Consider the following 20,389-nt stretch of genomic DNA (forward strand, 5'->3'; position numbering starts at 1 on the left):
GGCGGGTTCAGCGGAGGGCGGGGAGGCGGATGGCGGCGATGCGGCCGGATGCGTCGAAGTCGATTTCTGCTGTGGTGCCGCCGGGGAGCTGAGCGCGGACCTGGTGGTCGTCCCCTCGCCACGGGACACCGTGGTGCTCGAAGTACCCGGTCACCACCTGGCGGGCCGAGTGCCCGAGGAGGGACACACCCGTCATCAGCGTCCTCGGCAGCGCGACGGGGTCCAGGCCGACGCGGGGAACCTGCGGGTCGTCGTCGGGCAGGAAGTACACCTGGGTGGTGGGGCCGGCGGGCATGCCGATGTAGCCGAGGGCGCCGGTGACACCCATCCCCGCGAAGGCCAGGGTTTCGGCCGCGCGCCGCGGATCGGCGAAGCCGGACAGATCGAGCGTCCCGGCGGTGAACTCGGCTATGCCATGGCACCGTCCGAAGCCCTCGATCTCCTCGGTGAGCGCGACGACCGGGGTGCCGCGCAGCCCGGCGTTGGCCCAGCCCCACATCCACGAGTGGTCTTCCGCGTCGTAGGTGCCGAGTACGGCGATGCGCAGCTCCACCTCGCCCTGCCGGTACAGGCACGCGGGCAGGTCCGCGGTCCACGGGCCCTGGGGCAGGAAGCCGGTCAGGGCCTGCAATTGCGCGGCGCCCCACGCCGCGTGCCGCTCCGCCTCGGACAAGAACGCATCGCTGAATTCGCTCATGGGTCCGGACCTTAGCGTTCTCCGTGCGCCACACGACGGGCGGCCTGCGCGGCGCGCGCCCGTGCCGGACCACAACACGGCCGCCGGAGGCCGGGCGTCCCGCCCGAAAGGGCTCGGGGCGTCACTTCTTCCAGGTGGCGAGGGTCTTGCTGCGGCGCGTCCACGCCACGCTCGAAGGTTCCCCGGTCTTGTCGTCTGCGAGGAAGATCGCACAGCCCTCGGCGCTCTGTCCCTCGGCAGCCTCTTTGTACGTGGTGTGACTGACACCTTCGCACCGGTCGAAGCGGCGGGTGACCAGAGGATTCGACGGATCGCCCGTGGCGTCGAAGGAGGAGAAGACGATCAGTTCCGACAGCGGTTGTCCGTCTTTCGACACCTCGAAGTGCGAGGTCTCGTCATCGTCGTTGCCCTCGGCGGTCTTGGTGAGCTTGAAGTGCACGTAATAGGGCGTCTTACCCTTGTACTTGGAGGCGTCCTTCAGCCCGGAGAGATCGGCGCTGCTGCCCTCCTCCACGCGCACGACGGTCACGCCGACGGAGCCGGTCCTGTCACCGGAAACGTTTGCCGTCTCGCCGAATTTCAGGGACTGACCGGTGTCGGAGCACCCGGTCAGGACAAGCGCCCCGACAGCAGTAGTGCACAGTGCCCGGCGTTTCATAGCGTCCCCCAGCGAAGTCTTCATTGCCGGGGGAGCCTACCGCCCGGCTGATCGGGACCCGGACCATGGGCGGGGAGTGCGATGACCCGAGCCGGGCCGGTCAGCTCGGGTCGCGGTCGGCCGCGGCGAGCAGGACTTCGGCCGCCTCGGTGCGCCGGTACAGCACCTGGCGGCCGGCCCGGGCGGACGCGACCAGTCCCGCGGCGCGCAGCGCGCCGAGGTGCTGGGAGACGCCGCCCGCCGTGATCCCGGTCCGGCGGGCCAGCTCCGCGGTGGCCGCCGGGGCGTCCAGCTCGGTCAGCAGCCGGGCCCGGGAGCGCCCCAGCACCGCCGCCAGCGCCTGCGCGGGCTCGCGTTCGCGCCGCTCCCAGAGGGCGGCCACTCCGCGCGGCGGGTAGCGCAGGGTCGGCTGGCGGCCGGGGACGGTCACCGAGAACAGCCGCGGCCAGACGAACGCCGAGGGGATCAGCAGCAGTCCCCGCCCGTCCAGCCGGCGCCCACCGCCCCCGTAGCGGTGCTCGACCGAGAGCCGCTCGCCGGTCCAGCTCACCCGTGGATCCAGGTCGGTGAAGAGGTGCTGGATGCCGCCCTGGGCGAGCAGCCGGGCCCGGTGCAGCACGTCCCCCTCCAGCAGGGCGCGCAGCCGCGGCCAGTACGGTGCCAGCGCGAGCTCCCAGTACGCCGCCACGGTGTCGGCCAGCCGCGCCAGTCCGGCCTCCGGGTCCTGGCGCAGCGCCTCGGTCCGCTCGGTGCGCGGCGCCCGCGGCCCGTCCAGCTCGGCCCGGACCTGCTCGGGCGGGGTGGCGCGCAGCGCCGCCAGCTCCACCCCGAGATCCGGCACCGAGGAGGTCGGCGGCGGCGCCACGAAGACCGGGATGGCCAGCGGCCCCTCCGGAACCAGGTCGGCGAGCAGCCGCCAGTCCAGCCGGGCTGCGGCCAGCCGGGGGCGGACCGCCGTCAGCCATGCCCGGTGCAGCGGATGCTCGTCCGGCCGTCGCAGCACCCGGACGCTGGCCACCACCTCCCACAGCGGGGAGACGGCGAACCGGGTGTGGGCCAGGTCGCGGGCGGTGAACTCCAGCTCCAGCAAGGGACAGGTCCTCCTCGGTGGACGGCGGGCGGCGGCCGCGCGGCGATCGCCCCGTCGATTGAGCTCAGACTAAATTCATGGCCGGGGTCCCTGACCGCGGCCAGGCTTGCGCTCCATGACCACCGACTTGCGGGCCGGCCTGCCCGCCCCCTCCACCTCATCCACCTCACCCGATGCGGAATTCCGGCTGCTCCTCGCCGCCTCCGCCGTCAGTAAGCTCGGCACCGCCGTCAGTTCGCTCGCCCTGCCCCTGGTCGCGGTGCTCGCGCTGCACTGCTCGGCCGGACAGGTGGGTCTGCTGGCGACGCTCAGCACGGTCGCCTTCCTGCTGATCGGGCTGCCGGCCGGCGCCTGGGTGGACCGGCTGCCGAAGCGCCCGGTGATGATCGCCGCCGACCTGGTCCGGGCCGTGCTCTTCGGCTCGGTCCCGGTGGCCTGGCTGCTCGGCTGCCTGACCTTCACCCAACTCGCCCTGGTGGTGCTGCTCACGGGTGCGGCGACCGTCTTCTTCGACGTGGCCGCGCTGAGCAACCTGCCGGCGGTAGTGGGCCGGCCCGGCCTCACCCGGGCCAACGCGCACCTGGTCACGGTGGACGCGGTCACCCAGGTGGGCGGGCGCGGGGCAGGCGGCTTCCTGGTGGCGCTGGTATCGGCGCCCGTGGCAGTGCTGGTGGACGCGTTCAGCTACCTGGGCTCGGCCGTGCTGCTGCTACGGATCCGCCGTCCGGAGCCGGCGGCATCCCCCAGGCCGGCCGGCGGTACCGGGCGGGGGCTGGCGGGTGAGGTGCGGGACGGGCTGCGCTTCGTGCTGGGAGACCCGTTGCTGCGCCCGATCGCGCTGGCCGGCGCCTGCACCAACCTGTCCCTCCAGCTCTGCCAGACCGTGCTCCCGGTGCTCTTCACCCGATCCCTGAACCTGCCGGACTACGTGCTCGGCCTCTTCTTCGCGCTCGGCGGGGTCGGCGTCTTCCTCGGCTCGCTGCTCGCCCGCCCGCTGGCCCGCCGGCTCGGCGCGGGGCGGGTGCTCTGGCTGATGGGCCTGGCGGTCGCGCCACTCGGTGCCCTGGTCGCACTGGCCGACCGCGGCCCGCTGCTGTGGTGCGCCGCCGGGGCCTGGCTGCTGACCACGCTCAAGATCGGCGTCGACAACGTCATCAAGGTGAGCTTCCGCCAGCACGCCACCCCCGACCACCTGCTCGGCCGCATGAACGCCACCATGCGCTTCCTGCTCACCGGCGCACTCACCGTCGGCGCCGCCCTCGCCGGCCTGCTGGCCACCGTCGCCTCCCTCCGCACCGCCCTCTGGGCCGGTGCGCTGGGGCTGGCCCTGGTGTGGGTCCCGATCTACCGCTCACCGCTGCGCGGCATGCGGGACCTGCCGGGGACGGCGGACGGACGCTAGCCGATTCCGATGGCGGCACACGGCGCAGGACCGGCTGGTTCGTTCATGGGTTTATGCTGCTCGCCGGTCGGAGATGCGGCACTCCTCGCCCTCGGACCACAAGTGTTCCGTAAGAGGGCCGTTCGGAGTTTCGGCAGTGCTTTTCGACGTCACCCGCGGCGAACTCGCCGGCATCTTCGGCGAGGGCCGGATCGCGACGCTGCCCGCCACCGCTTTCCCGCCGGCCGCGGCGGACACCGAGGGCGTCCGCCTCCTGCAGACCGTCGGCGTCCCCACCGGGACGCTCCTGCTGCGTCAGCCCGACGAGCACGACGGCCTGCTGCCCCTCGTCCAGGACGTCGTCTGCATCGAGGACTTCGAGGGCGCCGCGGAGGGCGCGGGTGACTGGCCCGTCATCGGCTGGCTGCTCAACGCGCACCTCGCCCTCGACCCCATATCCGGCAAGGTGCACGCATTCGACCCCGACGAGGAGACCGTGCAGGAAATCCACACGGACGTCTCCTCCCTCGTCCAGGTCACCCTCCGGTTCCAGCGCCTGCTCGACGAGTTCACCTTCAGCGGCGACGAGGGCGACGAAGGCGACGAGGAGGCCGACTTCGAGCGCCTGGACGGCGCGGTCGATCGCATCCGTGAGGAGACGAGCAGCATCGACCCGCTCCCCTTCCAGGACGACGAGACCGTCTGGTCGGTGGTGGGCGATGAAATCGCCATGGGCCAGCGCTTCAAGGGCAACAGCGCGGGAGCCCGCTCGGTCTACGGGTGATCGCCGTGCCCGGCCCTGTCTACGTCACAACCATTAGCCGGAAACCCTCTGGCCATCGAAAATGCCACCGACGCAGACTTTCAGGGAGGGGGAGATCACGACAACCCGTCCGCCCCCCAGCATGCATTGGTTGGCCGTGACGGTTGTGGGTGCGGCCACAGCTGTTCCCGCAGATCCCGCTAGGGAGATACCGAGAAGAGCCGCGCAGACAGCGACAGCAATGCGACGCATATCGACCCCTTTTGGCCGGGGAGTGAAGTGAACTCAGCTCCGGTAATGCCTGTGAAGTCTTTGTCTCACTCCTGCTCTTTTCGGTCCATACTCATTGACGGGCCACCCTCGTGTGAGTGACTGCCTTCACTCGATCGGAGCATCAGCGAGGCGGCGTGACGAGTCCCGTCTCGTAGGCGGTGATGACGAGTTGGACACGGTCCCGGGCGTTCAATTTGGTGAGCAGGCGTGACACGTGCGACTTGGCGGTGGCCACCGTGATGAAGAGGTCCTCGGCGATCTCGGTGTTCGACCGGCCGCGTCCGACCAGGGTCAGCACTTCACGTTCCCGCTCGGTGATGCCCTCGACCGGTCGTGGGGAGCGATCCGGGGCAGCCGTGGGGCGTCCGATGAAGTCCGCCAGCAGGCGGCGCGTCACGCCTGGCGCGATCAGTGCGTCGCCGGCGGCGACCACGCGGATCGCCGCGAGGATGTCGTCCAGCGCCATGTCCTTGACCACGAAGCCGCTCGCGCCGGCCCGGAGCGCGCCGTAGACGTGGTCGTCCTCGTCGAAGGTGGTCAGGACGAGGACGCGGGTGGTCGCCGGACCGGCCGTGATCAGGCGGGTGGCCTCGATCCCGTCCATGCCGGGCATCCGGATGTCCATCACCACGACGTCGGGACCGAGGTCGCCGACGAGCCGGACCGCTTCGGCGCCGGTGGCGGCTTCACCGACGACCTCCAGGTCGGGGTGGTCGGCCATGAGCACACGGAGGCCGGACCGGACCAGCGGCTGGTCGTCGGCGAGCAGGACTCGTACGGGTCGTACGGGGCTGCCGGTCACCGGGCCCCCACCGGAACCCCGGCGGGCGCGGGCGCGGGCAGCGGCAGCCCGGCCGCCACCCGGAAGCCGCCCTCGGGGCGCGGCCCGGCGCTGAACCGGCCGTGCAGCAGGCCGGCCCGCTCGCGCATCCCGATGATGCCGAAGCCGTGGGCCGAGCCGTTCCCGGTACCGCCGGTGCCACGCCCCTCGTCGACGACCTCCACGGACAGCTCCTCGTCCCCGTAGCCGATGGTCACCCGGCAGCGCCCGGTGCCCGCGTGGCGGACCACGTTGGTCAGCGCCTCCTGCACGATGCGGTAGGCGGACAGGTCGATGTCGGCCGGCACAGGACGCTGTTCCCCGCTGCGGCGCAGCTCGACACGTACGCCCGCGTCCGCGGTCGCTGCCGCCAGCTGTTCGAGGTCCGCCAGCCCCGGCGAGGGCGCGAGCGGTGACGGCTCAGAGGGGGTCGCGCCCCGGTCTGCCTGACGGAGCGAGACCAGCGTGCGCCGAAGGCCCGACAGGGTCTCCCGGCTGGTGGCCTCGATGGCGCGCAGGGCCTCGCGCGCTTCCTCCGGCTGGGTCCGGATGACCCGGCCGCCCACACCGGCCTGGATGGCGATGATGCCGATGCTGTGCGCGACCATGTCGTGCAGTTCCCGTGCGATCCGCAGCCGTTCGGCGGTCACGGCCTCGCCCACCTCCTGTGCACGCAGCGCCACCGCGTGCTCGCGGCGCTCGCGGATCAGCAGGCCGGCCATGCCGGATGCAGCCGTCGCCAAGAGGGCGATCACCGCGTTGACGGTCATGGCGTCCCCGTGCGCGAAGCCGCCGATCACCAGGAGCTGCACGGCGAAAGACACGGCCACGGCGATGACCGAAGCACGCCGTGCGCAGGTGGCGACGAGGAAGCCCAGGACGAGGTCCACCGCCAGATACGCCAGGAACTGGCCCTGGTACGACGCCGCCAGGCTCTCCTGGGCGGGGCTCGGACGGCCCACCACCACAGCGGTGGATCCGAAGAGCGCCATGGCCAGAGCCGCCGGCGGCATCCGTCGCACCATGCCCGCGAGCAGGCTCACGGCCAGCAGCGCCCCGACACCGTGCACCGTGCCCGACGCCCGCGGCGCGGCGCCTACCAGCACACTCACCATGAGGAGGTAGCAGGCACCCCCCACCCAGGCCGCGGCCTTCGTTCTCGTCATCGGCGGCGTGCCCTCCCGGGAACAAGGCCGCGGTGCGCGACGTGCGCAGGCGACGAGGTGATCATTACGGGGTCCATGGCGCGAGATTAACCGGCTGCCGCCCGCGCGGCATCAGCCCGGGGGCGTACGCCCACGGGCGAACCCCGCCGCACGATTGCCGCCCACGGCCCCATGCCAGGACAGGGGGCCTCCCGGCAGTGTGGGCGCCGTGATCGAAGTCAACGAACTCACCAAGCGATACGGCGGCAAGACCGCCGTCGACCATCTGTCCTTCACCGTGCGGCCGGGCCAGGTCACCGGATTTCTCGGCCCCAACGGAGCCGGCAAGTCCACCACCCTGCGGATGATCCTCGGTCTGGACGCGCCCACCACCGGTGCCGCCACCGTCGGCGGCGTCCCCTTCCACCGCCACCCGCGCGGACTGCGGCACGTCGGCGCCCTCCTCGACGCCGGACAGGTCCACGGCGGCCGCAGCGCCGCGGCCCATCTGTCCGCTCTGGCCCGCAGCAACGGCATCCCGCGGCGCCGGGTGGGCGAGGTGTTGCAGGAGGTGGGGCTGGCCGAGGCGGCGAACCGCCGCATCGGCGGATTCTCCCTCGGCATGAAGCAGCGGCTGGGCATCGCCTCCGCCCTGCTCGGCGACCCGCCCGTGCTCATGTTCGACGAGCCGATCAACGGCATGGACCCGGAGGGCGTGCTCTGGGTACGCCGGCTCTTCCGGCGCCTGGCCGCCGAGGGGCGCACGGTCTTCCTCTCCAGCCACCTGATGTCGGAGATGGAGAACACCGCCGACCAGCTGGTCGTCATCGGCCGGGGCCGGCTCATCGCCGCCGAGCCACTACGGGACTTCGCGGCCCGCGGCACCCGTCGCAGCGTCGTGGTCGGGACACCTCAGGCCGCCGAGCTGGCGGCCGTCCTGACCGCGGCGGGCGCCTCGGTCGAGCCGGAGGGCTCGGCGGGCGCCGAGAGGCTCGCCGTGACCGGGCTCCCCGCGGGCCGGATCGGAGCGCTCGCCCACGAGAACGGCATCCGGCTGGACGAGCTGACCACCCGTACCGCCTCGCTGGAGGCGGCCTTCATGGAACTCACCGCTGACAGCACCGAATACGTGGCAGGACAGCCCCGATGACCTCTACGGCTCCCATGACCTCTACGACTCCTAAGACCCCTATGACCACGCTCGCCTCCGCCACCCCGGCCGCCCGTGTCGCCGCGCCGCCCGCCCGCTTCCGTGACCTGCTCGCCTCCGAGTGGATCAAGATGCGGTCCCTGCGCTCCACCCCGTGGGCGATCGCCCTCACCGTCCTGTTCGTCATCGGATCCGCCGCCGTGGCCACGCTGACGGACAAGGCCGCGGGCTCCGGCCCCGGCCCCGGCCCCGCCGAATTCCTGCCCTACGACGCCTGCCCGGCGGCCGGCTACTGGACGCTGATGCTCGTCGCGAGCAGCATGGGCGCCCTCACCGTCGTGAGCGAGTACAGCAGCGGGCTGATCCGCACCACCACCGCGGCCGTCCCGGCCCGCGGCTCGGTCGTGCTGGCCAAGGCGGCCGTCACCGCCGCGCTGTGGACCGCGGTCGGCACGGTCGCCTCCACCGGTTCCTTCCTGGTCTCCCAGGCCGTCCTGAACGGGCACCACGCCGGCGTTCCGATCACCCACCCCGGGGTCCTCCGGGTACTGGTGGCGTCCGCGTTGCTGGCTCCGGTCTGTGCGCTGGTCGGCCTGGGCCTCGGCGTTCTGCTCCGGCATGCCGCCGCGACCATGGTCACCGGCGTCTTCACCCTGCTGATGCTGCCCACCATGTTCTCGGAGAGCAACCGCTGGTCGGCGGACGTCAAACACGCGCTGGTGTCGGCCGCCTGGAACCGCCTGGTCCAGACCTGGGAGCCGGATCCCGGATCCCTGGGCTACACCGCCACGATCACCGGTTCCTGGATCGTGTACGCGCTCTGGCCGCTGATCACGGTCGCACTCGCCGTGCTCGTCGTGAGACGCCGTGACGTGTGAGGTCACCGCATGAGGTGCGCGGCCCGTTCCGGTAGGCGTAGGGCCGGGCGTAAGCGGGGGTGCAGGGCGGCTGTCGCCAGGAGCCGGCCTGCTCGGGCGTGGGCGTCTTCGGGGTTGCGGCGCAGGGCTTCCGCGTAGCGGGGGAGCGCGGCGGCGGGGTTTCCCGCGCACAGGTGTTCGTCGGCGGTCTGCGGGTCGGTGAGCAGGGCGGGCGGGAGGCCGTAGAGCCGGACGCGGTCGTCGTGCCAGATGCCCTGCCGGAGGCTGCCGGTGATCTGCGTGGTGCCGGTGGCGGGGTCCCAGCGCAGGTTGCGCAGCCGCCATTCGACGAGGTGGCTGCGGGCCGCGGCGCGTGCCCGGCGGACGACGGAGGCGTCCAGGGGGTGCCTGAGCCACGTGTCGAGTGTCGCCGCCAGGCCGTGCACCAGGCGGCGGCCGACGGGGGTCAGCCGGGCGTGGTGCAGCAAGGTGGACACGGCGTGGCGGCAGTGGAGGCGGCGCAGGGCGAACTGGAAGGCGGCCGTGGCGTGGTGGGGCCCGCCGAGCCGGTCGTGCCAGAAGCCGGCGACGCCGGTGAAGGCGTAGGCGCCGTGCAGCAGGCCGGTGAGGTGACGGGGATCCGGGCGCCACGGGCTGTAGTACAGCTCGGCCCGGTCGTCGTCGAGGAGGGGGAAGAGGTGCATGATCGCCCCGAGCTTGCTGTGCTGGAGTTCGTGCACGAGCGTCTCGGCGAGGGCCAGGCCGTCCGGGGGACGGGACAGCACCATGGAGCCGTAGGCATCCGCGGTGGAGGCGCTGCGGACGGGGATCCGCTCGCCCCCGGCCGAGGCGAGAGCCGCTCCCCAGGGGACGAGGCAGCGTATGTCGGTGAGGACCGGTCGGCCCGGACCCGGGGTGGTGTGGCCGGCCAGGATCTCCACCGCCTCGTCGAAGACCGCTCGCCAGGCTTCGAACGCGGTGCTGTCGAGGGGCTCCGGCGGCACCGGGTCGTCGAGGTTGCGGTACGGGTCGAGGTCGTCGAGCGGCACCCGGCCGTGGCGGTCCACGGTCCGCAGGGGGAGCCAGCCGGCCGATCGGCCGGCTCGCAGCGGTTCGACGGTGAGGGACTGCGCGCCGCCGGTGAGGTGGAGCGTGCCGTTACGGACTTCCGCCCGTGCTGTGGTGTACGGCGATGCGGACGCACAGCCGGGCAGCCGGGCCAGGCCGAGCGTCGGCAGTGCGATCTCCCCGTTCCGGACCGGGACTTCGGTGGACCCGTCCACGCCGGCCCGCAGACAGGCCACCACGGACAGGGCGTGCAGGTGCCCGGTGTCCACCCACAGCGGCGGCCCGCCGGCCGTGCCGTGCAGGCGGCGCAGGGCATGGGCGATCCAGTTGCCCACCTGGGGCGCGCTCAGCAGCTCTTCCACCACCGGTGGCCGGTGGCGGGCGGCACTGCTGATGGCCTCCCAGGCGGTCGCCGCCGGGGGGAGCGGCTCCAGCGTCCCCGGCTGTTCCTCCAGCAGGTCCAGGAGTTCACCGAGGAGCAGCAACCGGCGGGAGCGCTCGCCCCTGGCCAGGAACGCGGACTCCCGCGCGGATCCGCCTCCGGAGGCCAGGGCGTCGAAGCTCGCGCCGGGCAGGGTGAGCGACGGCTGCGGCTGCTGTCCGGTGCCGGGCGGCGTCACCCGGCCTTTCCCGGGCGGCGTCACCGGGCCCACCCCGGAAGGCGGTGTCACTCGGCCCTTCCCGGAGGGGTGTCCACGGAGGCCCGCCCGCGCGCCCGCCGCACCTCCTCGAGCAGGCGGCCGGCCCGTAAGGACCGCGGTACGGACCGCAGGGCGGTGATGTCCACGCGGTCCAGGTCGGCCAGGTCCGACGTCAAGCGGTCGGCGCGCGCGGGCTCGTCCACTGAGCGTCCCCCATTTCGTGCACGGATCGCGGGTCGTAGCCCATCCCGAGCGTTCCGTTCATCCCTGAATTCGTCCCTGAACGTGGTACCCATGATGGCGACGTCGAACCGGTGTTGGAAGCCCGTACGATCATCGCAGACCGCTTTCCTGCAGGGCGATGCAGGCGAGGACGGCCGATTCCAGCCGGGCGGCGAGCTCCTCGTCCGGGTCCAGCAGGGTCACGGCGTCGTAGAGCAGCCACAGGCCGCCGGGGACCCGCCGGAGGCCCAGGTAGACCGCCGTGGCGTCGGAGCGGGGGTCGCTGCCCCGGTTCATGGTCTGGACGGCGGGCGTGTCCAGGAGGCGGACCATGATCTGCCGCTGTGCCGGATCCGCCATGAACGGGTAGGCGAGCAGGGAGTCGATCAGGTGTGCCCTGACCCGCCCGGGCCGCACGGCGGCCGGCTCGGGCCGCACGGTCTCCGTGCGGTCCGCTCCGTGCAGCACGATCCGCGGCAACTGCCCTGTGTGTCCGGCCAGTCGGAGCTCCGCGATCCGTTCGCGCACCCGGCGGAACAGGTTCTCGACCTTGGCCGGACCGGCGGCCTCCCCGGCGTCCGTCTCCTCCTGGAGGATGTCGAGCACCGCGGCCGAGAACAGGCCGGTGGCGCGCGCAGGGTCGTTCGCGGCGCGCTGGCCCCGGTCGGCGGCGAGCATGAGCACCTGCTGGTGGACGTTCTCCCGCTTGCCGAGGGGGAATTGCTCCCCGGGCAGCGCCTGCAGGTGGCCGTGCTCCTCGGCGAAGGTCTGGCAGGCGTCCACGACCCAGATCTGGCGGGTCAGCCCGGGGACGGCGTCGCTGGCCAGATGCCTGCGAGCGGTCTCCAGGTCGAGATTGCGCTTGTCGGAGACGGTGGCGTCGGCCGTGAACAGCCGGATGTGCTCGTCCTCGGCGAGCATGCCGTGGCCGCCCCACCAGACCCACAGCACATCGCCGTCCAGGCGGGGCAGCCGGGTGACCAACCGGTGGCGGAGGGAGGCGTGATCGGCGCGCTCGTACGCCACCTGCGGGGTGAACCCGGCGGCCGGCGCGAGATGCAGCATGATGTTCTGCTCGGGGACGCCGCGCGTGCGCAGCCAGTCCCGGAAGCGCAAGGCGTCCCGGGCGGGGCCGGGCAGGTCCCACGAGGGGCCGGCGGCGTACTGCTCGATACCGACGACAAGGGCGAAGACCCGTTCGGGCGGCGGAGTGGTCATGTGAGTTCCCCGGCGATGGCCGCGTACACGGCCGGGTTGGTCCAGTAGGCGCTGTGCGAGGCGGGAAAGGGCTGGCGGTTGTCGACGGCGACGTCCCGGACCCTGCCGGGGAAGAGCGGGCCGCCGACGTGGGAGAGGAGATCGCGGCGGTCGTAGAGGTTGAGCCAGGGCGGGAAGTGCCCCGGAAGCCCGGCGGGGTGGCGGAGACTCGGCAGCGCGCCGATCTCGTAGAGGAACGGCGCCTGGGATCCCACGGTGACCAGCAGCCGTACGGCCGGGTGGGCACGCCCGGCCAGGGTGTCGAAGGCGATGATGCCGCCCAGGCTGTGCCCCATGACGGTGACCGGGCCTTCGAGGCCGTCCAGCACCGCACGCAGCCCCTGCCGTACGGCTTCGCCGTGGGCGAGATAGCGCAGGACGTCCCCGGCGGCGGGGTGCGCGGCCTCGGTGAGGGCACGGCGACGGCGCACCGCGTACCGGAACCCGGCCCGCGCGAAGGGGCGCAGCAGGAACGCACCGGGACCGCGATCGGTGCCGGCCGGCGGTGCCCCCATGGCCGCGGCGAGCGCTTCGACGGCCCTGTCACGCTGTTCCCCGTCGGGTATGACCGGGGCGTCCGCGTCGAGGAGCGAGCGCAGACAGGTCGCGGCCACGGCGCGGGCCAGGAGGTGCTCCAGTGCGCCGCTCCCGGGGCCGGTCCCGGTCCCGGTGCCGCCGGACGCGAGGGCCCGGGCCGCCGGGCCCAGCAGCGGGCTGCGCGAGACGTCCCCGGCGGCGCGGCGGAGACCGGGCAGCAGCGCCTCGTTCACCTCGGGCGAGGACGCCAGGCGGGCGAGGAGGAGCCGGGGGGCCTCGGCGGGATGCGGGGCGCCGGGCGGGAGTTCGGCGCGGGGTACGGCGCCCGAGGGGGCCGAGGCAGCCGCCTCCCTGAGCTCCGCCAGCGGGTCCTCGTACAGCAGCTCCCACCGGTCGGTCTCGCCGTCGGAGGCCGCGCTGTCCCTACCCCCGTCCCGGCCACCGCCCCCGTCCCTGCCCCAGCCTCCGTCCCCTTCTGCCGCCCCGGCGCCGGGCACGCCGCGCGCGGTGCCCTCGGGGGGCAGGCTGGCGCCGCCCGCGGCGAGGCGCGCCCCGTGCTCCGTACCCCAGTAGTACGGGATGACCGTCACCCCGGGCGTTCTCTGCGCCAGTCCGTCGCCGACCCGTTGGAAGAGCTCCTCGAACCGAGGCTCCCGGACCCCCGTTCCGTGGACGAAGACCACTGCGACCATGCGTACCTTCTTCCCCGTGCGATAACGCGCCGTATGTCTTCCCCATGCGATAACTCGCCGTCAGTTTCCTCGTATTCTGGACAAGCTACTTCGCTCGGACTTCGTCCGTACCCGACTCCGGAGGGGTCCCATGAGCCCGGATGCGATGCTCACGCATTTCGTCGGCGCAGCGGCCGTCGTGATCGTGGTCGCCCATGGTGCCGGCCGGCTGGCGCGGTGGCTGCGCCAACCCGTGATCGTGGGGCAGCTGGTCGCCGGAATCGCCCTGGGGCCGACGCTGCTCGGCGCCGTGGCCCCCGCCGCGGCACGGCAGCTCTTCCCGTCCGAGATCGAACCGATGCTCAACGCGCTCTCCCAGCTCGCGCTGATCGTCTTCCTCTTCGCGGTGGGGTACGAGCTCGACCTCTCGATCCTCAAGCAGCGCGCGCGGACGGTGGTGACGGTGTCGCTCGCGGCCTTCCTCGTGCCCATGGCCACGGGCACCGGAGCAGCGCTGCTCTTCCGCGACGAACTGACGCGGCTCGGTGCGCCCGCCGGCATGCCGGTCTCCGCCGTGCTGTTCCTGGGCGTGGCGCTCTCGATCACCGCGGTGCCGGTCCTGACCGCCATAGTCCGGGAGAACGGGCTGGCCGGAACGCTGCCCGGCGTGATCGCCGTGTCCGCTGCCGGACTCATCGACGTGATGGGCTGGACGGTGCTCGTCGGCGCCCTGCTCGACGCCGGCGGGCACGGCGGTGAGCCCCGTGGCGCACTGCAATTGGTGCTCGGGCTGCTCTACGCCGCGGTGATGCTGCTCGGAGCGCGACCGCTGCTGCGCCGGTTGCTGTGGGGCCGTCATCTGGATGCCTCGTACCGTCTGGCGGTGCTGGTGGGTTTCGCCTGTGCCTCGGCCTGGGCGACCAGTGCCCTGGGCCTGCACGTGATCTTCGGTGCCCTGCTGGCCGGCGTGGTGGTCCCACGGGAGGCCGACGGGACCCTCGACGCCGAGCTGGTGCGGCCGCTCAACGACGTCTCAGGTCTGCTGCTGCCGTTCTTCTTCGTCATCTCGGGCAGCCGGGTATCGGTCGGCTCGCTGAACGAAGCGGGTCTCGTCGCCCTGGTGGTGGCCACCTCGCTCGCGGTGCTGGCCAAGGTGGGCAGCGGACTGGGTGCTGCGAGGCTCTGCGGAGTGGGGCGCGACGACGCCCGCACCATCGGCGTGCTGCTGAGCGCCCGGGGCCTCACCGAGCTGATCGCGCTCAACGCCGGCCTGCAAGCCGGGCTGATCACCGGGCGGCTGTACGCGGTGTTCGTCCTCATGGCCCTGGTCACCACGGTCGCGACGCAGCCGCTGCTCGCCCTGGTGCGGTGGCTGGCCGGCCGCACCCGGCCGCCCGCGAGGGACGGGGGGTACGGGGACAGCCCCGACCGGGCCGGGCCGGTCACGGCCCCCAGTCCGGGTTCCGGCTGACCGGGGGCCTCCCGGCGGTCCCGGGGCCGGGCCCGATCCTGGTCCCGGTCCCGGGACCGCCCGGCCCTGCGGACGCGGGAGCCACACCAGTCATACCAGTCACACCAGCTACAGCGGCTACGCCAGCTACACCGTCTACAGCGGCATCGGCGCGATATCGCATTCGATGCGCCGGTGTGCCTTGACGGCCTCCAGCCAGTAGTGCCCGGCCCGGACGCATCGCGACAGCGTGTCCACCGCCTTCGTGTGCAGTGCGTCGGCCTCCTGGGTCCGCCCCAGAGCCCGCAGGTCCAGCGCGAGATTGGCCCGGCAGCACTGGGTGACCGGATGGTCCGGCCCGCAGACCTCCTCCAACTCCCCGAGTGCGGCGGAATCCACGGCATGCGCGGCGGCGAAGTCGAGGCGTGCGTAGTGGTTGTTGGCCACACCGAGGTCACCGATCAGCGTGGTGACGTGCCGGTCGCCCAGGGTGGCACGCAACCGCCTGCCCGCCTCGCCGTCCAGTTCCTCGGCCTTCGCGTGACGCCCCAGGGCCCGCTCCGTCCCCGCCAGGTTGAGCATGGCGGCGAGGGCGAAGGGGTGGTTCTCGCCGAGCGTGGCGCGGTACCGGCGGACGGTGTCCTCGCCGAGCTCCTGCGCGGACTCCAGATCTCCCTGGAGCCGCCGGTCGACGGATACGTTCATCGCCGTGGCGAGGGTGTCCCGGAAGTCCAGGCCGTACCGGTCGGTGAACCGCTTGAGAGTCTCCTCGCTCAGCTCGGCGGCCTCCGCCAGCGATCCGTCACGACGACGGCACACGGCCAGATTGCGTGCCGCACGCACGGTGGCGGCGTTGTCGACGCCGTTGACCGAGGCCATCACCCGGTAGGTCTCCTCCTGGAGCTTGCGGGCGGCGGGATAGTCGCCGCTCTCACGGATGTCGATGGCCAGTCCGTTGAGCGTGTTGAGGGTGAGGCCGCTGTTGGGCCCGTACAGCAGCTCCCACTGCCGCACGGTCTCCTCGTCCAGCTCCCTGGCCTTGGCGAACTCGCCGCAGAGCCGCAGCGACACCCCGTAGCTGTGAGCGGCCTGGAGCGCCCCGGGGTCCTCCGGGCCGAACAGGTCCAGGGCCCGGCCGGTGGCCTCGACGTCGAGGTCACGTGCGGCGTGGAAGTCCCCGCGGTAGCGCAGCGCACCCGCCATCTGCCACATGGAGTCGATGAGCTCCTCCTCGGGCACCCCGGGGCGCCGGGAGATCTCCAGCGCCTGCTCGTTGAGCGTGTGCGCCTCCTCGCCGATGCCCAGCAACCGCAGGAAATAGGCCAGGAGTTTGCCCATCTGCAGGACCTGGGTGTCCTCCTCGCCCGACTGGCCGAGCCAGGCGGTCCACGCCTCGCGGGCGAGCGACGCACCGGTCTCGTGCGCACCCCAGTAGTAGAGGTAGAAGACGATGTCGTTGATGAGCTCGCGGACCCACGGATCCTCGCTGTGGACGGCCCCGGAGACGATGACGTGCGGCAGCAGGCTCTGGTACGCGCCCCACTGGTCGGAAGCGTGCGGAGCACCCGGTTTGGCCGCCGCGAGCAGGACGTGCGCGGCGTGGCGCGTTTGGGCGGCCTTCTCCGGGGTCATGGCCTCCAGCAGGACGGCCTGCATCAGCCGGTGCATCTGCAGGGTGCCCGTACCGTGGTCGAGTTTGATGAGCGAGAGCCGGTTGAGGTCGCGGGTGGCGCGGCCGATGAGCACGGGGTTGCGCAGCACCGGGTCGAGTTCCGGCGAGATCTCGATGGCGCGGGAGGCGCGCAACGCCGAGATCGGGATCGGCTCCGGCGACATGCAGGCGCAGATGTCCAGCAACTGGCGGGAGGCGGGGTTCGACCCGGCGAGGCTCTCCAGCGAGATGTTCCAGGCCGCGGCCACCGAGACCGGATAGTCGGGTGCGGGATCGAGGTGGAGGATGCCCGGGGTGCGTTGCTCCAGCAGCTCGACGTACTCGGCCACCGGCATGCCCGTGGCGGCGATCCAGGCGCCGGCCTGCTCCACGGCCAGCGGCAGGTCCCCGAGCGCCTCGGCCAGCCGGTCGGCGTCCTGCGCGTTCATGGAGCGGGCCCGCCGCTGGAGCAGCGCCACGCTCTCCGCCCGGGTGAACACGTCCACGCTGAGCGGGGGGACGATCCGCTCCCACTCGCGGTTGCGCGAGGTGATCAGGATCTTGCCGGGGCCGTCGGTGGGGAAATAGCGGCGTACGACGTCGATGTCCTCGGCGTTGTCGAACACCAGGAGCCAGTTGTCGTACGGCTTTCCGCTGCGCAGCGCCTCACGGACCGCCGGGACGGTGGTGTTGGCCTGCGGGCCGACCTCGAGACCGAGACGCCGGGCGAGCTGCGAGAGGGCCCCGAGGATCAGGCTCTCCTGCTCCGCGGGAATCCACCAGACGACGTTGTACTCGTGGCTGTGGCGGTAGATGTACTCGATGGCCAGCTGGGACTTGCCCACCCCGCCCATGCCGTGCAGCGCCTGCGGCAGCACGGCGGTGGTTCCGTCGCCGCGCAGCTGCTCCTCGATCTCCCGGAGCAGGCTCTCGCGGCCGGTGAAGTTGGGGTTCTTCTGCGGGACGTTTCCCATGACCGCGGGCCGGCCGGTCCGGGTGATCCAGGTCTCCGAAGTGTCGCGCTCCATCTGTGGCTCAGCCTTCCGGTCCTCGGTGATCTGGGATGTCGGGTGCACAACGTCTCCTGGAATTTCAGGCGTGCCGGAGGGGTCCGGGTCTTTCGCCTCATGCATGCCCAGCGAAGAATCTTCGTTACCCCCTGAGCGTTCTTCGTTACTCCCCGGGCGCGCGCCCGGTGTGTCCCCGAGGGAGCCCAGCTCCGCCGCCGCGCGCCGGGCGAGCTCCGCGACGCGCCGGGTGTACGGACCGGACAGCGCGCGCAGCACGGCCATCTCCACCCGGAGCCAGGCCTGTCCGGCCTCGGAGACCTCGGGCAGGGCGACCGAGTCCGGTGCGCGCAGGACGGCCTTGAGCCGCCCGCCCCGTTCGCGGCCGTCCCGCAGTTCCGCGAAGTTCGCGACGACCCGGGCGAGCTGGCTCCTGGTGTCGAGGGCGAGCAGGGCCTCGCGGATGCCGTTCGCGAAGTCGGGACCGCCCTGATCAGGGGTGCGCCAGTCGATCAGCCCGCCCATGAGGATCTCCGAGAGGTGATCGGGCGACGCCTGCGGCAGCATGCGGTGCCGCAGTTGTTCGATCAGGTTGAACTCGAAGGGCAGGGCGGCGATATGGGTGGCGAGCTGCCGCGCCGTCGGGGTGGCCAGGGAGGCGAACCGGCGCACGGCGCGGGCCGCCGCGGCGGGTGAGTCGGTCCGGGGGGTGCGCAGGCCGGGGGCCGCGGCGGCGGTCGGCAGTTCATCGGGGAAGATCACCGGCAGTTGCCGGACCAGCCCCGACTCCCCGGTCACCAGCTCGGCCCAGAGTTCGAAGGCGGCCGGATTCAGGCTCAGGACGGGGACGGGGAGCATCCGGCCGGGGCCGGCCGCGGACGGCATGGGGCGGGTCGGATCGCCGCCGACGGACGGATCCCCGTAGCCCATGGCCCGGTTGGACGCGCCGAAGCCGCCCGACTCCAGCCGGCCCGGGCGGGGGCGGACGGAGGAGCGGTGCCAGAGGTAGGTGGGCAGCAGATGCACCAGTGCGGTGGGACCCGCCTCGGATAACCGGTGCAGGAGCCGCTGCGCTCCGGCTGCCGTCCACTCCGCTCCGAGGCCGTCGGTCACCAGCAGGAACACCCGGGTGCCCCGGCCGTCGATCAACTCGGCGGGATCCGCCGTGCGATGCCCGGGCAGCCGCAGGGCGGCCCGGTCGGGCGCGAGGGTCAGGCGGACGGTGCGCACGTCACGGAAGGCACCGCTGCGCTGCGCCTCGGTCGCGATCCGCTCCACTTCCCGGGCCCAGACCGGCATCGTCGGCCCGTCGTCCGCGAGCACCACCAGATCGAACGCCCGCTCCGGCTCGGGCCGCAGGTACGGCATCCACAGTCCGTCGATGATGCCGTGCCGGGCGGTGCGTTCCTCGTCCAGCTCCGTCCGGTGCCGGGAGGGGACCCGGTGGCCGAGCCGGTGAAGTGCCTTGGCGAGGAGCGACTGGTTCCGCTGGTTGCGCTGGTTCCGTACGACGGGGACGGCAGCAGCCGGATCCTCCGGTGGAGCAGAGGAGTCGGCACCCACCGCGACCGGCACCTCGGCCACGTACGGTGCCGGCTCCGGATCCGCCGGGGGCGCACTGCCGGTCGCAGTCGCCGCCGGAGCCGGTGTCGGTTCCTCGGCCGCGGCAGGGGGCATCACGCTCGCCGGAGCAGGCGCTTGCGCCGTGCGTGCGCTGCCGCCGGCCGGCGGGTGAGGAGGGTCGTGGGCCGAAGGGCCGACGGGGGAGTGCTCCAGCCAGGCCGCGGTCAGCCAGACGGCATCGGCGTATTCCCGCCACTCCGCTTCCTGCCACCCCGGTTCCTGCCACTCCGGCTGCCCGGTGCCGGCGCCCGGGCCGTCCGGACGGGCCGGGCGATCCTCCTGTGCATCACCGGGGAGGGAGTCTCGCTCTCTGGGCGTCCCGGTCATCAGCGGCCTTTCGCGAGGTCGCGCAGGAGTATCTCGATGAGCTTACGCCCGGCCTCGTCGTCGTGAAAACCGCCCGATGCGATCAACTGCACGGCGTTCAGGAGCTGGTCGACGGTCTGCGTACCACCGGCGGCCACGCTCTTCTCGAAGTGGTCCAGGAGTCCCTCGATGCCCTCCGGCCTGCGCCGCAGATGACTGACCACAATGGACACCAGCTGCTCACGGCTGGGCGGGCGCAGCTCCAGGGGCAGGCACCGGCGCCGGAAGGCGGCGGGGAACTCCCGCTCGCCGTTGCTGGTGATGATCACGACGGGGAACTCCCGGCACTCGACCCGGCCGCCGTGGACCACGGCCCGGCCGCCCGGGTCGTCGGTGACGACCACGGTCTCCCGCTGCGGGCTGCGGACGAGCTCGGGAATGTCGTAGCAGCCGTTCTCCATCACGTGGAGCAGGTCGTTGGGCAGGTCGATGTCGCTCTTGTCCAGCTCGTCCACCAGCAGCACGCGGGGACGCTCGTAGGCGAGCAGGGCGGTGCCGAGGGGGCCGAGGGTGACGTAGTCGCCGATTTCGGGGGCCTCCTCCCGCTCCTCGCCCGCCCGCCAGGCCGCGATCGCCTGGGCCCGGCCGATGGAGTCGTAGGCGTAGAGGCCGTCCTTGAGCGTGGTGCGGCTGACGACGGACCAGGGCAGGACCCGGCCCAGGCCCAGCTCCCGCGCCACCAGATAGGCGAGGGTGGACTTGCCCACGCCCGGAGGCCCGCTGACCAGGATCGGCCGGCGCAGCAGCAGCGCGGCATTGACCAGGTCGACCTCCTCCTCCCGTAACTGCGGCCTGGCCCCGGCGGTGCCCAGGCGCCGCTCGGTGGCCCGGGGGTCGTCGCCGGGCGGCGGCTGGAGCGGCTCGCCGCCGAACTCGCGCCAGGGCGGCGGCGCGGGCAGAGGGGCAGGCGTCCCGGAGGGGGCGTCCCCCGTAGCGTGGAAGATCCGCCAGCCGGGCGGTGCGGACGCCGCGGGCGAGGCGCCGCGGCTCCCGGGCATCCGCAGGGGATCCGGCATCCGCAGGGGATCCTGCTCGTGCGGGCCCTCCGCCCTGCGGGGATTC

The 20,389-nt window shown here is 72.7% G+C and carries 16 protein-coding genes; 5 read left to right on the top strand and 11 right to left on the bottom strand.

The window, feature by feature from the left end:
- Positions 1 to 7: 7 nt before the first annotated feature.
- The 3 genes from IE241_RS02930 to IE241_RS02940 form a co-directional block, all read right to left on the bottom strand.
- On the bottom strand, positions 8 to 697 hold the full coding sequence (locus IE241_RS02930; RefSeq protein WP_190019956.1) for a DUF6882 domain-containing protein: 690 nt from the start codon (positions 695 to 697) through the stop codon (positions 8 to 10).
- A 121-nt stretch (positions 698 to 818) separates the two neighbouring features.
- Positions 819 to 1,226 carry a hypothetical protein gene (locus IE241_RS02935; protein ID WP_190019957.1) on the bottom strand — a complete coding sequence of 136 codons (408 nt, stop codon included), beginning with the start codon at positions 1,224 to 1,226 and terminating at the stop codon, positions 819 to 821.
- A 229-nt stretch (positions 1,227 to 1,455) separates the two neighbouring features.
- Positions 1,456 to 2,445 carry an ArsR/SmtB family transcription factor gene (locus IE241_RS02940; protein ID WP_190019958.1) on the bottom strand — a complete coding sequence of 330 codons (990 nt, stop codon included), beginning with the start codon at positions 2,443 to 2,445 and terminating at the stop codon, positions 1,456 to 1,458.
- A 115-nt stretch (positions 2,446 to 2,560) separates the two neighbouring features.
- Between IE241_RS02940 and IE241_RS02945 the strand changes: the two genes are divergently transcribed.
- Complete coding sequence (locus IE241_RS02945; RefSeq protein WP_190019959.1) at positions 2,561 to 3,847, top strand: MFS transporter; 1,287 nt, start codon at positions 2,561 to 2,563, stop codon at positions 3,845 to 3,847.
- A 136-nt stretch (positions 3,848 to 3,983) separates the two neighbouring features.
- Positions 3,984 to 4,610 carry an SUKH-4 family immunity protein gene (locus tag IE241_RS02950; protein WP_190019960.1) on the top strand — a complete coding sequence of 209 codons (627 nt, stop codon included), beginning with the start codon at positions 3,984 to 3,986 and terminating at the stop codon, positions 4,608 to 4,610.
- Positions 4,611 to 4,983: 373 nt separating this feature from the next.
- Here IE241_RS02950 and IE241_RS02955 read toward each other — a convergent pair whose 3' ends face one another.
- A complete protein-coding gene (locus IE241_RS02955) occupies positions 4,984 to 5,664 on the bottom strand; it encodes a response regulator (protein WP_190019961.1) in 681 nt (226 codons plus the stop codon).
- Positions 5,661 to 6,848, bottom strand: a complete 1,188-nt coding sequence (locus IE241_RS02960) for a sensor histidine kinase (RefSeq protein ID WP_229898701.1) — start codon at positions 6,846 to 6,848, stop codon at positions 5,661 to 5,663. Before IE241_RS02960 ends, IE241_RS02955 begins: the two co-directional genes overlap by 4 nt.
- A gap of 208 nt (positions 6,849 to 7,056) precedes the next feature.
- Between IE241_RS02960 and IE241_RS02965 the strand changes: the two genes are divergently transcribed.
- Positions 7,057 to 7,977, top strand: a complete 921-nt coding sequence (locus tag IE241_RS02965) for an ATP-binding cassette domain-containing protein (RefSeq protein ID WP_190019962.1) — start codon at positions 7,057 to 7,059, stop codon at positions 7,975 to 7,977.
- A gap of 41 nt (positions 7,978 to 8,018) precedes the next feature.
- The gene (locus IE241_RS02970; RefSeq protein ID WP_190019963.1) at positions 8,019 to 8,855 is read left to right on the top strand and encodes an ABC transporter permease; all 837 of its coding nucleotides are present in this window, start codon (positions 8,019 to 8,021) and stop codon (positions 8,853 to 8,855) included.
- 2 nt (positions 8,856 to 8,857) lie between these two features.
- Here IE241_RS02970 and IE241_RS02975 read toward each other — a convergent pair whose 3' ends face one another.
- From IE241_RS02975 to IE241_RS02990, 4 genes are all read right to left on the bottom strand, one after another.
- Positions 8,858 to 10,522 carry an HEXXH motif domain-containing protein gene (locus IE241_RS02975; RefSeq protein ID WP_190019964.1) on the bottom strand — a complete coding sequence of 555 codons (1,665 nt, stop codon included), beginning with the start codon at positions 10,520 to 10,522 and terminating at the stop codon, positions 8,858 to 8,860.
- 47 nt (positions 10,523 to 10,569) lie between these two features.
- A complete protein-coding gene (locus IE241_RS02980; RefSeq protein ID WP_190019965.1) occupies positions 10,570 to 10,746 on the bottom strand; it encodes an aldo/keto reductase in 177 nt (58 codons plus the stop codon).
- Between the two features lie 130 nt (positions 10,747 to 10,876).
- Positions 10,877 to 11,983 carry an effector-associated domain 2-containing protein gene (locus IE241_RS02985; RefSeq protein WP_190019966.1) on the bottom strand — a complete coding sequence of 369 codons (1,107 nt, stop codon included), beginning with the start codon at positions 11,981 to 11,983 and terminating at the stop codon, positions 10,877 to 10,879.
- The gene (locus tag IE241_RS02990) at positions 11,980 to 13,251 is read right to left on the bottom strand and encodes an alpha/beta hydrolase family protein (protein WP_190019967.1); all 1,272 of its coding nucleotides are present in this window, start codon (positions 13,249 to 13,251) and stop codon (positions 11,980 to 11,982) included. Before IE241_RS02990 ends, IE241_RS02985 begins: the two co-directional genes overlap by 4 nt.
- Before the next feature lie 130 nt (positions 13,252 to 13,381).
- Between IE241_RS02990 and IE241_RS02995 the strand changes: the two genes are divergently transcribed.
- The gene (locus tag IE241_RS02995; RefSeq protein ID WP_190019968.1) at positions 13,382 to 14,701 is read left to right on the top strand and encodes a cation:proton antiporter; all 1,320 of its coding nucleotides are present in this window, start codon (positions 13,382 to 13,384) and stop codon (positions 14,699 to 14,701) included.
- A gap of 135 nt (positions 14,702 to 14,836) precedes the next feature.
- On the opposite strand, the gene fxsT is transcribed toward IE241_RS02995, so the two are convergent.
- Positions 14,837 to 19,288 carry an FxSxx-COOH system tetratricopeptide repeat protein gene (gene fxsT / locus IE241_RS03000; RefSeq protein ID WP_190019969.1) on the bottom strand — a complete coding sequence of 1,484 codons (4,452 nt, stop codon included), beginning with the start codon at positions 19,286 to 19,288 and terminating at the stop codon, positions 14,837 to 14,839.
- Positions 19,288 to 20,325 (bottom strand): AAA family ATPase, encoded by a 1,038-nt coding sequence (locus IE241_RS03005; protein WP_190020423.1) that lies wholly within the window; start codon positions 20,323 to 20,325, stop codon positions 19,288 to 19,290. Before IE241_RS03005 ends, fxsT begins: the two co-directional genes overlap by 1 nt.
- Positions 20,326 to 20,389 lie beyond the last annotated feature (64 nt).

It is taken from the genome of Streptomyces hiroshimensis (assembly GCF_014650335.1).
Taxonomy (GTDB): domain Bacteria; phylum Actinomycetota; class Actinomycetes; order Streptomycetales; family Streptomycetaceae; genus Streptomyces; species Streptomyces hiroshimensis.

Excerpts from the sequence above, each read along its gene's own strand:
- IE241_RS02930 (WP_190019956.1), bottom strand. The coding sequence starts at position 697 with ATGAGCGAATTCAGCGATGCGTTCTTGTCCGAGGCGGAGCGGCACGCG.
- IE241_RS02945 (WP_190019959.1), top strand. The coding sequence starts at position 2,561 with ATGACCACCGACTTGCGGGCCGGCCTGCCCGCCCCCTCCACCTCATCC.
- IE241_RS02960 (WP_229898701.1), bottom strand. The coding sequence starts at position 6,848 with ATGACGAGAACGAAGGCCGCGGCCTGGGTGGGGGGTGCCTGCTACCTC.
- IE241_RS02970 (WP_190019963.1), top strand. The coding sequence starts at position 8,019 with ATGACCACGCTCGCCTCCGCCACCCCGGCCGCCCGTGTCGCCGCGCCG.
- IE241_RS02985 (WP_190019966.1), bottom strand. The coding sequence starts at position 11,983 with ATGACCACTCCGCCGCCCGAACGGGTCTTCGCCCTTGTCGTCGGTATC.
- IE241_RS02990 (WP_190019967.1), bottom strand. The coding sequence starts at position 13,251 with ATGGTCGCAGTGGTCTTCGTCCACGGAACGGGGGTCCGGGAGCCTCGG.
- IE241_RS02995 (WP_190019968.1), top strand. The coding sequence starts at position 13,382 with ATGAGCCCGGATGCGATGCTCACGCATTTCGTCGGCGCAGCGGCCGTC.
- fxsT (WP_190019969.1), bottom strand. The coding sequence starts at position 19,288 with ATGACCGGGACGCCCAGAGAGCGAGACTCCCTCCCCGGTGATGCACAG.
- IE241_RS03005 (WP_190020423.1), bottom strand. The coding sequence starts at position 20,325 with ATGCCCGGGAGCCGCGGCGCCTCGCCCGCGGCGTCCGCACCGCCCGGC.